We start from the raw sequence: 13,290 nt of genomic DNA, 5'->3' as shown, positions 1-13,290 counted from the left end.
AACTCAGTTGGCGCTGGTAATCTCGGTCACCGTCTTGGACCAGAGCTTCTGACCTTCGCCGAGATCGCGCAGTTGCTCATATTTCAGCAGGTCGGCCGGCGAGATGCCGAGATTGGGGAACTGTTCGACGAGCTTGGGGTCGAGCGCATCCATCGCCGCCTTGTTGGGCACCTTGTAGAGGATGTTCTCCGCCACCCAGCGGTGCACATCGGGCTTCAGCACGTAGTTGATGAAGGCTTCGGCCGCTTCCTTGTTCTCGGAGGCCGAGGTCACCACCATGGTATCGACCCACATGTCGCTGCCTTCGCTGGGGATCACATATTTGATCGCCGCATTCTCGCCGATGCCGTAATTGCACCAGCCGTCCCAGGCTTCGACCAGCGAGGCTTCGCCGGAAACCAGCTTCTGGTAGAAGGTGGTGTCGTCATAGGTGAGCAGCGTCTTCTTGGTCTCGATCAGCAGTTCCTTGGCCTTGGCGATCTCGTCTTCCTTGACCGTGTTGATCGAGTAGCCGAGCGAAAGCAGGGCCGGCATCATCAGCCAGCGATCGGTCGCCAGCATCGTCGTCTTGCCCTTCAGCGCGTCGCTGGGCTTCAGCAGGTCGTTCCAGCTCGATGGCGCCGTCGTGACGACATCGCTGCGATAGCACAGGCCCGTCGTGCCCCAGGCGTAGGGAACCGAGTATTTCAGCCCTTCGTCATGGCTGAGCTTCATCGCTTCCGGATAGAGATTGGCGAGATTGGGGATCTTGCCATGGTCGAGATCGGCGGCGAGGCCCAGCTTATGCAGCGCTTCGCCGAACTGGCCGGAGACGAACAGCACGTCATAGCCCTTGCCGCCGGAAGCGACGACCTTGCCCATGATTTCCTCATTCGTGGCATGGACGGTCATTTCCGCCTGGATGCCGGTCTCCTTGGTGAAGTTCTCCAGCAATTCCTTGGGCATGTAGCCATCCCAGTTGGAGATGACGATCTTGCCCTCGGCGAAGGCGGCGCCGCTCATCGTCGTCATGATGGCGCAGATGGCGAAACCCAATGTTCTCCGGATCATTCTTGACCTCCCTGTCTGACGCGGGCGGCGCTCCCAGCACCTCATCTCCGCGCGAGCGACTAGCATCACGGCTCGTCCCCAAGGCCGTCAACAGAAAAATGAAAAATAGGTTGACTATTTTCACTGAAATGTTCTGAAGTCCGGACTACTTCAGAGAACCAGCCACGCTTCCAGCCGGATTAATTGCAGGCATGCCCAGATCCAACCAGGTCCACCGCAGCACCGCACGCAAGGCCGGCTCCCGCCCGGCGAAGAAGGGTGCTGCCAAGAAAGATGCCGTTCCCGCCGCCAAGATCGCCGATCTGTGGCTGGGCCAGCATCTCAGGGGCCTCAGGAAGATGCACGACCTGTCGCTGGAGCAGCTGGCCGAACGCTGCGGCCTCTCGGTGGGGGCCTTGAGCCAGATCGAGCGCGGCATCACCTCGCCCACCATGCGCTCGCTGCGGCGCCTTTCCGAGGTCTTCAACGTGCCGATGTCGCAGCTCTTCCACGAGGGCGACTATCCGCCGGTCGAGGAACTGGGCCGCATCGTGCGCGCCAAGGGCCGCCGGGTTCTCAGCCTCAACACCACCGGCGTGCAGAAGGAACTGCTTACCCCGTCGGCTTCGGGCTCGCTCGAAATCTACCTCGTCACCATCGCGCCAGGCGGTTCGTCCGGCCCCGAGCTCTATACGCATAAGGGCGAGGAAGGCGGCTATGTCATGGCCGGCGAATTGGTGCTGGAGATCGAGGACCGCACCTTCCACCTGAAGACCGGCGATTCCTTCCGCTTCAAGAGCCAGACCCCGCACCGCTTCGCCAACAAGACCAAGGCCGAGACCGTGGTGGTCTGGACCAACGTCGTAGGGTGAGGGGTGGCGCTTGCTCGCTCTGGCCTTGCGCAACGGCCTTCGTTAATCTTCCGCCCATGCAATCGACCTGCGATCTCGTCATCATCGGGGCCGGCGCGGCCGGCCTTGCCGCCGCCAGGGCCGCCATCGCCGCCGGCCTCAATATCGAACTGGTCGAGGCTTCGCACCGCATCGGCGGACGCGGGTTTACCGATACGGCCAGTTTTCCCGCCCCATTCGATCTGGGGTGCCAATGGCTGCATGCGGCCAGCATCAACCCCTATACCGCCATCGCCGACCGGTTGGGCTTCCGCTATCGGCGCGGCCAGTTCTCCTACCGCATCCATGACGGGACCTGGTGGCTCAATGAGAGGCTGGTCGGCGAATTCGGCGACAGTCTTTCCGCCACCTATGAGCGCATCGCCGCGGCCGGCACGGCCGGAAAGGACGTTCCGGCCGCCGATTTCATCGACCCCGCCGATCCCTGGGGGCCGCTCTTCCGCCGCGCCTATAGTGGCTATATGGCCTGGCCGCCCGAGGAGGTTTCGACCTACGACACCGCCCGCTTCCGCTTCACCGAGGAAGACTGGCCGGTCGAGGACGGCTATGGCGCGCTGATTGCGGCGGACGGCGCCGATATCGAGGTCAATCTCGATTGCCCGGTGAAATCGATCGATTGGCACGAGAAGGAGCTGATGGTCGGCACCGCCAAGGGCATGATCTTCTGCCGCGCCGTGCTGGTCACCGTCTCCGTCGCCGTGCTGCAGGCAGAGCGCATCAAGTTCTTCCCGCTGCTGCCCGACTGGAAGCAGGATGCGCTGGGCCGCATCCGCATGGGCCATGCCGAAAAGGTCGGCTTCTGGCTGAAGCGCGATGTATTCGCCGGCCAGGGTCCGCATTTCGCCATGCTCAATTGGGATGGGGCGCCCACCGCCGGCTTCCTGTGCAATCCCTTCGACCGGCCGATGGCCACCATGTTCGCCAGCGGCCCCTTCGCCCGCGACCTCTTCGCGCAAGGGGCCGACGCCGCCATCGCGGAAGGCAAGGCGCTGCTGGCCAGGATCTGCGGCGCCGACATCCTCAAGGAAATAGCCACGGCGCGCGCCACCAATTGGGTGGGCGATCCCTGGACGCTCGGCGCCTATTCGGTCCTTTGCTCCGGCGGCGGCGAGGCGCGGGCGGAACTGGCCCGGCCCGTCGATGACCGGATCTTCTTCGCCGGCGAGGCCACGTCGCCCGACGGATTTTCGACCGCGCATGGCGCCTATAACAGCGGCGTCGCCGCCGCCTTGCTCATCGCCAAGGCCTTGAAATAGGCCGCCCTTCCCCGCTTCCGCGCCACAATGCTAGAGTTCGCCCCGCCAATTCGGGGGAAAAGCGGCGCATGAATTTCTTTGCCAGGATCGGGAACTTCCTCAGCCGGCTCGCCCGCGCCAAATTCGGCCGCATTGAGGGCATCGTCATTCCGCTGGCATTGCTGCTGGCGACATTGACGTTGCGCTGGCACGACCCGACGCAGGTCGAGCAGTTGCGGAGCTTCGTTTTCGACAGATACCAGCAGCTGGCTCCCAGACCCTACGACCCAAGCGTGCCGATCCGCATCGGCGATGTTGATGAAAAGAGCCTAAATAAGTTCGGCCAGTGGCCTTGGTCGCGATCCCAGATGGCGCGCATCGTCGATCGCCTGCGCGAACTGGGCGCCGCTGTCGTGGCGCTCGACATCATGTATGCCGAGCCGGACCGTACGGCACCCGCCGCGGTGGCGCGCAGTCTCCCCAGCGATTCCAGCTTCGATTCAGCCAAGCAGATGCTGCTCAAGCTGCCGGATCCGGATCAGGATCTTGCGGACTCAATCGGACGAGTTCCCACAATCGTTCCGTTCGCCGCTCTCAGATTTGATCCACAACGGCCGCAAGTCCTGCCGATGCGCAAAGCAGGCTATGCCTTTGCCGGCGACGATCCAGGTCGATTCATTTCGGAATGGCGGTATTGGGTCGCTTCGCTACCGGTCCTGGAGGAAGCAGCGGCGGCGATCGGGTCGGTGAACACCGATCCAGACCCCGACGGCACGATCCGGCAGGTTCCGCTGTTCCTGAGACTTCCCGACCCTTCCGACCCTACGCCCTTCTATCCCGCGATGGCTGCCGAAGCGTTGCGCCTTGCGCAGGGGCAGTCGACCTATGCCGTGAAATCCTCAGGCGCCAGCGGCGTCATCTCTTTCGGTCAGCATACCGGCATCTCGCTCGTCAAAATCGGCCAGGCCATCGTCCCGACCACAGGGGGTGGCGCGGTCCTTCTTTATGATAGCGGGCATCAGCAGGAGCGCTACTTTTCTCTTGCCGACCTGATGGAGTCGAACTTCGACGCAAGTATCGTTGCCGGTAGAATTATATTCATCGGCAGTTCCGTCGAGGGCCTCAAGGACTATAAGCCGACACCCATCACGGGGTCGATGACAGGCGTCGAGATTCACACGCAGATCGCTGAGCAGATTTTCAGCGGCAGCTATCTGCACCGCCCGGATTGGGCCGACGGTCTGGAGTTTGTCGCATTGGCCGCGCTGGGCTTGATCCTTACTGTTCTGGCCCAGCTTCGTAAGGCAGTGGTTGGTTTTGCCATCGCTATGCTCGGCATAGTCGGCTCTTTCGGCATGTCCTACTATCTCTTCCTGCAGAAAGGCTTCCTGCTCGACCCGCTGTTCCCGGCCGGCGCAGCTTTTCTTATCTTCGTCACGGCGACCCTTATCGGCTATTTCCGCACCGAGCAGGAAAAAGCTCAGGTACGCGGCGCTTTCTCGCTCTATCTCTCGCCAGTGCTGGTCGACCAAGTGTCCAGGAATCGCGACCAACTGAAGCTCGGCGGCGAGAATCGGCCATTGACCGTAATGTTCTGCGACATTCGCGGCTTCACCAAAATGTCGGAAGGGCTCGACCCGCAGCAGCTTACCCACGTCATCAATCAGTTTCTGACGCCGATGACCGACATCATCCAGGCCAATGGCGGCACAATCGACAAATATATCGGTGACTGCATCATGGCTTTCTGGAATGCGCCGCTCGACATTCCACAGCATGAGCGCAAGGCGATAGTGGCTTCCTACGGAATGCGGACGGAACTGGTGCGTCTAAATGAGACCTTGGCTGCGGAGGCAGCGGCGGCCGGCACGAAGCGGATCGAAATCAAGATCGGGATGGGCCTCAATACCGGCGTCGCCTGCGTCGGCAATATGGGTTCCAAGCAGCGCTTCGGCTATTCGGCCCTGGGCGATACGGTCAACACCGCCTCGCGCCTCGAGAGCCTGTCGCCGGCTTATTTCGTCGATCTGGTCATCGGCGAGGAAACCGCGCTGGCGGTCCCTGATTTCGCGCTCCTGGAACTGGATCAGGTGCGCGTCAAGGGCAAGAATGTGCCGGTGCGCATCTATACGGGTCTCGGCGACGAAAGCGTCGCCAAGAGCAACAGCTTCCAGGCGTTGAAAGGCGTGCACGATGCCATGATGGCCGCCTATCGCGGCCAGGCCTGGTCGGCGGCCAGGGCTTCGCTGGCCCTCGCCCGCGAGGCGGCGCCGGGATCGCTCGCCAAATTTTACGATATGTATGAGGCGCGCATCGCCGAATACATGGCGGCGCCCCCGCCCGAAGATTGGGACGGCGTCTATGTGGCGACGACCAAGGGCGGGTGAGAGGGCGGCCACGCGCCCGTCACTTGGCGCCCCCCTCCCGAACTCCCCCCTGAAGGTGGGAGGAGTTGAGGGCGAACTCAGTTAGAAAGCCCTCCCACCTTCAGGGGGGAGGGTTGGGTGGGGCCCGAAGCTCGATCAATCCTCGATATCGAGTGCGTAGCCGGCGGAGCGCACGGTGCGGATGAGATCGGGCAGGCCGTCGACATTGATCGCTTTCCGCAGGCGCCGGATATGCACGTCGACCGTGCGCGGTTCCACATAGATGTCGCGGCCCCAGACATGGTCGAGGAGCTGCTCGCGCGAGAAGACGCGGCCCTGGTTTTCCATGAGGAACTTCAGCAGGCGGAACTCGGTCGGACCGAGATGCAGATCCTTGTTGTCGCGCCGCACACGATGGGTCGCCAGATCCATTTCGAGGTCGGCATAGGTGAGGTTTTCCTCGCCCGATTGCGGCCGGGCGCGGCGCAGGGCCGCCTTGGCGCGGGCCATCAGTTCGCTGGGGCTGAACGGCTTGGTCACGTAATCGTCGGCGCCGGTCTCGAGTCCGCGGATCTTGTCGGCTTCCTCGCCCTTGGCGGTCAGCATGATGATGGCGGCGGATTTCAGATCCGGCGTGCGGCGGATCTGCCGGCACACTTCGATGCCGGAAACCAGCGGCAGCATCCAGTCGAGGAGGATGAGGTCGGGTGTCTCTTCCCGCGCCTTCACCAACGCTTCCTCGCCGTTCATGGCCTCGACGACGCGGTAGCCTTCGGCTTCGAGATTGTATTTAAGGAGCGTCAGAAGCGCCGGCTCGTCCTCGACCACCAGCACGACGGGCTTGGCGCGGCCATCGGTTGCCGTGTCGCCGCGCGGCATGTCGGCCCGACGCGGTCGTTCAGCCATTGATCGCAACATTGGTCGTGTCTCCCTTGGGTCGGGTCTCGTCGATCGGCTTGCCGTGCACCAGGAAATGCACGGTCTCGGCGATGTTGGTGGCGTGATCGCCGATGCGCTCGATGTTCTTGGCGATGAACAGAAGATGCGTCGAAGCGCCGATATTGCGCGGATCTTCCATCATATAGGTGAGCAGCTCGCGGAAGAGCGAGTTGTACATTTCGTCGATGCTCTCATCCGAGCGCCAGGCGGCAAGCAATCCTTCCGCATCGTCATTGGCATAGGCCGAGAGCACGGCATTGATCAATTTGATGGCCAGATCGCCCATGCGCGGGATCGAGCTCGTGGGCTTCAAGGGTGCCTGCTGATTGAGCTGCAGGGCCCGCTTGGCGATGTTCTTGGCATAGTCGCCGATACGTTCGATATCGGCCGAAATCTTGATGGCGGCGATGACTTCCCGGAGATCCTTTGCCATCGGTTGGCGCAGGGCCAGAATCTTGAGCGAGTCTTGCGCCACGGTCATCTCCAGGGCGTCGATGCCCTTGTCGCTTTCGATGACGCGCATCGCCTTGTCGGAATCGCGCCTGGCCAGTGCCTGGATGGCATCGCCCAGCTGAGCCTCGGCGCGCCCGCCCATGGCAAGGATCTGTTCGCGCAGGCGCCGCAATTCCTCGTCGAAGCTTTTGACGATATGGTCGGTGGCTTTCTGTGGCATAGGTCTGTCACTCCTCAGCCGAACCGGCCGGTAATATAGCCCTGGGTCCGCTCGTCCTTCGGGCTGGTGAAGATCTGCTCAGTATCGCCCCATTCGATCAATTGGCCGAGATGGAAAAAAGCGGTCTTCTGGCTGACGCGGGCGGCCTGCTGCATGGAATGGGTGACGATGACGATGGTGAAGTTCTCGCGCAATTCGTCAATCAATTCCTCGATTTTCGCCGTGGCGATCGGGTCGAGCGCCGAGCAGGGCTCGTCCATCAGGATAACCTCCGGGCTGACCGCGATGGCGCGGGCGATGCACAGACGCTGCTGCTGGCCGCCGGAAAGGCCGGTGCCCGGCTGGTCCAGCCGTTCCTTCACTTCGTTCCACAGGCCCGCTTTTTCAAGGCTGGAGCGGACGATTTCGTCAAGCTCGCCCTTGGTCCCCGCCATGCCGTGGATGCGCGGGCCATAGGCCACATTGTCGTAGATCGACTTGGGGAACGGGTTCGGCTTCTGGAACACCATGCCGATCCGCGCCCGCAGCATGACCACGTCGAGCTTCGAATCGTAAATGTCCTGGCCGTCGAGGGTGATTTCGCCGCCGACACGGCAGCCGTCGATCACATCGTTCATGCGGTTGAGGCAGCGCAGGAAGGTCGACTTGCCGCAACCCGACGGGCCGATAAGAGCCGTTACCATGCGTTCCGGCACATCGAGATCGACGTCGAACAGGGCCTGCTTCTGACCGTAATGCACCGTCACCTTGCGGCCATGCATTTTCGCGAGAGAGGGGGAGATTGCGTTCATTGGCTCCTACCAGCGCCGCTCGAACCGGCGGCGAACAAAGATGGCGATGGCGTTCATGGAGATGAGGAAGGCCAGCAGCACCATGATGCCGGCGCTGGTCTTCTCGACAAAGGCGCGCTCGGGGCTGTCGGCCCAGAGATAGATCTGCACCGGCAGCACCGTCGCCGGATCGTTCGGCCCATGCGGCACGTCGACGATGAAGGCGACCATGCCGATCATCAGCAGCGGCGCCGATTCACCCAAGGCCCGCGCCAGGCCGATGATGGCGCCGGTCATGATGCCGGGGGTGGCCAGCGGCAGGACATGATGCGTCACCACCTGCAGGGACGAAGCGCCGATGCCGTAGGCAGCCTCCCGGATCGAGGGCGGAACGGCCTTCAAGGCGGCGCGCGTGGCGATGATGATGGTGGGCAGCGTCATCAGCGCCAGCACCATGCCGCCGACCAGCGGGGCCGAACGCGGCAGGCCGAAAACGCCCAGCAGCACGGCAAGGCCCAGCAAGCCGAACACGATCGAGGGCACGGCGGCGAGGTTGTTGATGTTGACCTCGATGATCTCGGTCAGGCGGTTCTTCGGGGCGAATTCCTCGAGATAGATGGCGCTCATGACACCCAGCGGCAGGGCGAGGAGCACGGTCACCAGCATGGTGAAGATCGTGCCCATCAGGGCGCCGAGGATGCCGGCCTGCTCCGGCTCGCGCGAGTCGCCGGCGGAGAGGAAGGTGGTGTTCAGGGTGCTGTGCACCTGACCCTTGCCCGCCAGCGCATCGAACCAGGCGATCTGCTTGTCGGGAACCACGCGCTCCGCCTCGGCTACATCGCGCTTGATGAAGCCCTTGTTGAGCATGTCGATATCGTCGGCGGCGGCGACCCAGAAACGCTGCGTGCCGCCGACAATGGCGGGATCCGCCAAGACGGCCTGGCGGATCGTATCGCCGGCACCGTTGCTGACCAGCGCGTAGAGGTTTTTGCGTTCGCCCCGGCTGGTCACGTCCGGAAATGCGGTCTTCAGCGATTCCTTGACCAGCCCCTGATAATCGGCGGCGGCCAGCGTATCGGCGTCGTTCCTGCCTTCCGGCGTGATAACGGCCGGATCCAGCACCACGTCCAGCGCAATCTCGGTGCGGTAGAAGGCGCTGTAGCCACGCCCGCAGATCGAGATCAGAAGAACGGCGAGCATCGCGATGGCAAGTCCCACCGCCAGCATGCCGTAGAAGCGGAAGCGGCGTTCCGCGGCGTAGCGGCGGCGGATTCTCTTCTCGCTGAGATCGGGGCGCCGAATGGCCGTTGCGTTGGCGTCACTCATATTGCTCTCGATATTTCTTGACGATGCGAAGGGCGACGATGTTGAGGATCAGCGTCACGATGAAGAGGGCAAGACCCAAGGCGAAGGCGGCGAGCGTCTTTGGGCTGTCGAATTCCTGATCGCCCACCAGCAGGGTGACGATCTGCACCGTCACGGTGGTGACGGCCTCCAGCGGATTGGCCGTCAGGTTGGCGGTGAGGCCCGCCGCCATCACCACGATCATGGTTTCGCCGATGGCGCGGCTGACGGCCAGCAGGATGCCGCCCATGATGCCGGGCAGGGCCGCCGGCACCACGACCTGGCGGATGGTTTCCGACTTGGTGGCGCCGAGCGCGAAGGCGCCGTCGCGCATCGATTGCGGCACCGCGTTCATCACATCGTCCGACAGCGAGGAGATGAAGGGAATGATCATGACCCCCATCACAAGGCCGGCCGCCAGCGCCGATTCGGAGGCGACGTCAAGGCCGATGCCGGCGCCGAAGCCGCGAATGAGCGGTGCCACGGTGAGGGCCGCGAAGAAGCCGTAGACCACGGTCGGGATGCCGGCCAGGATCTCGATCAGCGGCTTGGCCCAGGAGCGCGTCCGCCGGCTGGCATAGTCGGAGAGGTAGATCGCCGACATCAGGCCGATCGGCACCGCCACCAGCATGGCGATGACGGTGATGAGCAGCGTGCCGGCAAAGACGGGGACGGCACCGAAGGCGCCGGACTGGCCCACCTGGTCGGCGCGGATCGCCATCTGCGGGGACCATTGCAGGCCGAAGAGGAACTCGAACACCGAGACCTTGGCGAAGAAGCGCATCGCCTCGAAGACCAGCGACAGCACGATGCCGACGGTGGTGAGGATCGAGAGGAGCGAACAGAGGATCAGCAGGATCATGATGGCCCGCTCGACCGCGTTGCGGGCACGGAAACTGGCGCTGACATGGCGCTGCGCCCAGGCAAGGCCGATGGCCGCGGCACCCAGGGTCGCCGCCGCGATCGCGGCCCAGATCACGTCATGGCCGGCCTTGGCATCGCCCGGCAGATAATGCGCAACGACGGCGCCGAGGAGGAGCGCCAGGGCACCCGGCAGGAATGCGCCGAGACCGACGAAGATACCGTGATAGCCCGGCAGCGAATGCAGCTGCCGCGTGGCGCCGCTGACGGCCGAGAAGGCACGGCGGCGCCCCAGCTGGAAACCGACCGAACTCAGCAGCAGCAGCACGCCGCCGGAGATCCAGGGCAGGACCGCCGAGGTGGCGCCAAGATCGATGCCGGCACCGAGCGAGCTGGCGATCGGCAGGGCGGCGAGAACCGCGCTGGAGACGGCGGCATGCTCTTCCGTCGGCATCGGCACCATGCCCTTGTCGGTAAGATACCCCTGCGGCCCCGACGCCTTCTCGCTCATGAATTCGGCGACATATTCGGCAAGGCCCGGCACGATGGCGCGGTGCTGCTTCTTCACATAGAGATAGAGCTTGCGCGCCACTTCGTAGGAACCGTTGACGATGTTCTCTTCCGTGGGTGGCACGCCGTCCATGGAACTGCCCTGCAGCAGGTCCTGATTGTCGGCGAGGAAGGAATAGCCCAGAACGCCGAAGGCATCCGGATTGGCGGCGAGCTTCTGGACGATAAGATTGTCGTTCTCGCCGGCATCGATATAGGCGCCGTCCTCGCGCAGCGTCTGGCACTTGGCTTTCTTGATCTTTTCATCGGCGATGGCCGCGATTTCCGGAAAGGCGTGGCAGGCCTTTTCCATCACCAGCTCCAGGAACGCATCGCGCGTGCCGGAGGTGGGCGGCGGCCCCAGCACCTCGATCTTCTGATCGGGCAGCCCCGGGTTCACCTGCGACCAGGTCCGGTAGGGATTGGCCAGCAGCACGCCATTGACCGGCACTTCCTTGGCAAGGGCCAGGTAAAGATCGCGCACGCCGAGCGCCCGCGGCGCGCCACCCTTGCCGGAGGCCAGCACGATGCCGTCATAGCCGATTTCGACCTCGACGATCTCGGTGACGCCACTCGCCTTGCAGGCCTCGACTTCGCTTTCCTTGATCGGACGCGAGGCATTGGCGATGTCGGGATAGCCCTCGCCGACACCGGCGCAAAACAGTTTCAGCCCGCCACCGGTCCCGGTCGATTCGACCACCGGCGCCTTGAAGCCATCGCCCGCGAAATGCTCGGCCACCGCCGTGGAAAAGGGATAGACCGTGGAGGAGCCGACGATATGGAGCTGCTCGCGGGCTTGCGCCGCCTGCGGCAGGGCCATTCCGGACCCCATGACCAGCCCCAGAAGGGCGGAAATTCCGAACCCGGCCATTCCCGGGACACCGCGCGCGCGAAGCATGTTGGATGCTCTTTCCCTTGTCATCGCGGGCTGGAGTACGACACTATTGTTACAGCTTGATGAACCCGCAAAAATCACGAATCTACAATGGGTTAGAATTCCAGGATGGCCCCCGGCCTTGACGCCGCCCAGCGGAATCGGCCAGTTTCCAGGCGGCATCACCGCAAGCGGGACGAACATCATGGCCTATGACAGCAATAACATCTTCGCGCGCATCCTCCGGGGCGAGATCCCTTGCGACAAGGTCTATGAGGACGAGCATGTCCTGGCCTTTCGCGACATCCGCCCCCATGCCAAGGTGCATGTGCTGGTGATTCCCAAAGGCGCCTACGTCTCGCTGGAGGATTTCTCGGCCCGTGCCTCGGACGCCGAGATCGCGGCCTTCCACCGCGCCATCCCGAAGATCACCGCGATGGTCGGCATTGGCGTCACCGGCTACCGGGCCATCGCCAATAGCGGTGCCGACAGCCATCAGGAAGTGCCGCACTACCATCTGCACCTTCTGGGCGGCCAGCGGCTGGGGCCACTGCTTTCGCTGCCCATCTGAATCCAACTGTGAGCGCCGCTCACGGCTGATGCAATATTTCATCGGTTGCGGGAATCGGCCTGAAGCCGCATGAACGATGCAGCCTTATGGGATATGGAGGGGGGGCCACATGCTGACGCTCTACGACAGTGCGGTTTCGGGCAACGCCTACAAGGTGCGCCTTATCCTCGGCCATCTGGGGCTGCCCGTGAAGCGTATCGAAATGAACGTCGATGACGGCTCCACCCGCGCGCCCGGCTTCCTCGAGGTGAACCGCAACGGCAAAGTCCCCGCCATCGTGCTGGAAGACGGCACGGCGCTCTCGGAATCGGACGCCATTCTTTATTACTTCGCCCAAGGCACGCCCTATTGGCCGGAAGACAGGCTGGAGCGGGCCCGCGTCCTGCAATGGATGTTCTTTGAGCAATACAGTCACGAACCCAGCATCGCCGTGGTCCGCCACTGGGTCGCGCATCTGGGCAAGACACCGCAGAACGAACCCGCCTTGCCGGCCAGGATCGCCGCCGGATATCGCGCGCTCGACGTGATGGAAGACCATCTCAAGGCCAGCGCCTATTTCGTCGCCGGCCGCTATACGATCGCCGACATCGCGCTCTATGCCTATACGCATGTGGCGCATGAGGGCGGCTTCGATCTTGGCCGCTATCCGGCCATCAATGCCTGGCTGGCGCGCGTGGCCGGCCAGCCAGGCCATATCCACATCACCGATTGACGCTGCGGGCGGCTTCAGTTCGCGACTTCGTAGGGAACGACGATCTCGTCATCCTTGGCGAAAACGACGCATTTGTGGCCGTCGGACACGCAATCCTTCAGCGCCTCGCCGGAATAGTTGATGTGGAAGTAGCAGCCCTGCACCGTCCGGCAGTAGGTATAGGTGGCGTAATAGCCGTCTTCCGACACGACGAAGGCCCCGCGCTTGCCGCCGCTGATCGTCTGCAGATAGGTCTGGTAATAGTCCCAGGTATCCGAGGAAATGACGAATTTCTCGTCCGGCTGAAGAATTGTGCGGCCTTCCTGCTGGCAGCCGGACAATAGAGTGGCGGAGATGGCCAAGGCGGCTCCGCAGATATGCTTCAACAAATCAAGCCCCCATTAGTTTACGTATGGGGACAAGGCTCGCATATTCCGAGCGCTGGGCCAAGCGTCCTATTGCCGCTCCCCGATTCGC

12 protein-coding genes and 1 pseudogene are annotated in these 13,290 nt (G+C 63.1%); 5 read left to right on the top strand and 8 right to left on the bottom strand.

Going from position 1 to position 13,290, the window contains the following annotated elements; all coding sequences use genetic code 11:
- Positions 1-3: 3 nt before the first annotated feature.
- Positions 4-1,050, bottom strand: a complete 1,047-nt coding sequence (locus ACE3TY_RS12620; protein ID WP_374653400.1) for a spermidine/putrescine ABC transporter substrate-binding protein — start codon at positions 1,048-1,050, stop codon at positions 4-6.
- Positions 1,051-1,241: 191 nt separating this feature from the next.
- Here ACE3TY_RS12620 and ACE3TY_RS12615 point away from each other — a divergent pair, with 191 nt between their 5' ends.
- The 3 genes from ACE3TY_RS12615 to ACE3TY_RS12605 all read left to right on the top strand — a co-directional run bounded on the left by ACE3TY_RS12615 (position 1,242) and on the right by ACE3TY_RS12605 (position 5,562).
- Positions 1,242-1,901, top strand: a complete 660-nt coding sequence (locus ACE3TY_RS12615) for a cupin domain-containing protein (protein WP_374653398.1) — start codon at positions 1,242-1,244, stop codon at positions 1,899-1,901.
- A 56-nt stretch (positions 1,902-1,957) separates the two neighbouring features.
- Positions 1,958-3,196: a flavin monoamine oxidase family protein gene (locus ACE3TY_RS12610; protein WP_374653396.1), complete on the top strand. Its 1,239-nt coding sequence runs from the start codon at positions 1,958-1,960 to the stop codon at positions 3,194-3,196.
- Between the two features lie 68 nt (positions 3,197-3,264).
- Entirely contained in the window at positions 3,265-5,562 is a 2,298-nt protein-coding gene (locus ACE3TY_RS12605) for a CHASE2 domain-containing protein (RefSeq protein ID WP_374653394.1), read from the top strand.
- 135 nt (positions 5,563-5,697) lie between these two features.
- On the opposite strand, the gene phoB is transcribed toward ACE3TY_RS12605, so the two are convergent.
- The 6 genes and pseudogenes from phoB to ACE3TY_RS12575 form a co-directional block, all read right to left on the bottom strand.
- On the bottom strand, positions 5,698-6,420 hold the full coding sequence (gene phoB / locus ACE3TY_RS12600) for a phosphate regulon transcriptional regulator PhoB (protein WP_374653474.1): 723 nt from the start codon (positions 6,418-6,420) through the stop codon (positions 5,698-5,700).
- Positions 6,421-6,439: 19 nt separating this feature from the next.
- The gene (gene phoU, locus ACE3TY_RS12595) at positions 6,440-7,153 is read right to left on the bottom strand and encodes a phosphate signaling complex protein PhoU (protein ID WP_374653392.1); all 714 of its coding nucleotides are present in this window, start codon (positions 7,151-7,153) and stop codon (positions 6,440-6,442) included.
- Between the two features lie 14 nt (positions 7,154-7,167).
- Complete coding sequence (gene pstB, locus ACE3TY_RS12590) at positions 7,168-7,944, bottom strand: phosphate ABC transporter ATP-binding protein PstB (protein WP_374653390.1); 777 nt, start codon at positions 7,942-7,944, stop codon at positions 7,168-7,170.
- 6 nt (positions 7,945-7,950) lie between these two features.
- Positions 7,951-9,249, bottom strand: coding sequence for a phosphate ABC transporter permease PstA (pstA, locus tag ACE3TY_RS12585; RefSeq protein ID WP_374653388.1), 1,299 nt, complete (start codon positions 9,247-9,249; stop codon positions 7,951-7,953).
- Positions 9,242-10,477: a phosphate ABC transporter permease subunit PstC gene (gene pstC, locus ACE3TY_RS12580; RefSeq protein WP_374653472.1), complete on the bottom strand. Its 1,236-nt coding sequence runs from the start codon at positions 10,475-10,477 to the stop codon at positions 9,242-9,244. Before pstC ends, pstA begins: the two co-directional genes overlap by 8 nt.
- 165 nt (positions 10,478-10,642) lie before the next feature.
- Positions 10,643-11,497, bottom strand: a pseudogene (locus ACE3TY_RS12575) (substrate-binding domain-containing protein); the annotation flags it as partial.
- 259 nt (positions 11,498-11,756) lie between these two features.
- Between ACE3TY_RS12575 and ACE3TY_RS12570 the strand changes: the two are divergent.
- Both ACE3TY_RS12570 and ACE3TY_RS12565 read left to right on the top strand, forming a co-directional pair.
- Positions 11,757-12,122, top strand: a complete 366-nt coding sequence (locus ACE3TY_RS12570; RefSeq protein WP_374653470.1) for a histidine triad nucleotide-binding protein — start codon at positions 11,757-11,759, stop codon at positions 12,120-12,122.
- A 109-nt stretch (positions 12,123-12,231) separates the two neighbouring features.
- Positions 12,232-12,834 carry a glutathione S-transferase family protein gene (locus ACE3TY_RS12565; RefSeq protein ID WP_374653386.1) on the top strand — a complete coding sequence of 201 codons (603 nt, stop codon included), beginning with the start codon at positions 12,232-12,234 and terminating at the stop codon, positions 12,832-12,834.
- Between the two features lie 14 nt (positions 12,835-12,848).
- On the opposite strand, the gene ACE3TY_RS12560 is transcribed toward ACE3TY_RS12565, so the two are convergent.
- Positions 12,849-13,202 (bottom strand): hypothetical protein, encoded by a 354-nt coding sequence (locus ACE3TY_RS12560; RefSeq protein ID WP_374653384.1) that lies wholly within the window; start codon positions 13,200-13,202, stop codon positions 12,849-12,851.
- Positions 13,203-13,290 lie beyond the last annotated feature (88 nt).

This window comes from Dongia sp., from assembly GCF_041918875.1.
Classification (GTDB): Bacteria; Pseudomonadota; Alphaproteobacteria; order Dongiales; family Dongiaceae; genus Dongia.
The sequence above is the reverse complement of the archived record's forward strand: the minus strand, read 5'-3'. Positions and strand labels throughout refer to the sequence as shown.